General features: G+C 61.9%; 1 protein-coding gene. It reads right to left on the bottom strand.

From position 1 onward, the window contains the following. Positions 1–357 (bottom strand): MATE family efflux transporter (locus EIK80_RS25190; protein WP_199743623.1); only part of this gene is annotated, 357 nt, incomplete at both ends.

Here is a 357-nt window from a genome sequence, read left to right as displayed (position 1 = left end):
GTGCGCCCGACACCAGCCCGATCATGCCGAATGCCGACTGGCCTTGGTATCGCAGCAATCCGTTGAGCGCAAACGAACCGCATACGCAGGGTGCGGCGACCAGCAGCGGTGTCAGATATTGCACGGCGTATGGGGCGATCGTGGAGGTCGAACCCAGCATGACGACCAACGGCCGCAGGATCAGCAGCCCGATCGCGGCAATTACCAAACCGGAAATCACCGCGCCCGCGAAGCCCACGGCCAACAGTCGGGAGGCACGTTCGTTGTTCTGTTTGCCAAGTTCGCGACTCATCGAATTGCCCGCGCCGTTGCCGAAGAAGAAGCCGAGCGCCTGCATCACGGTCATGATGGAGAACG

Origin of the sequence: Caulobacter sp. 602-1, from assembly GCF_003931565.1 — a bacterium.
In the GTDB taxonomy this organism is placed as follows: domain Bacteria; phylum Pseudomonadota; class Alphaproteobacteria; order Caulobacterales; family Caulobacteraceae; genus Caulobacter.
The sequence above is the reverse complement of the archived record's forward strand: the minus strand, read 5'-3'. Positions and strand labels throughout refer to the sequence as shown.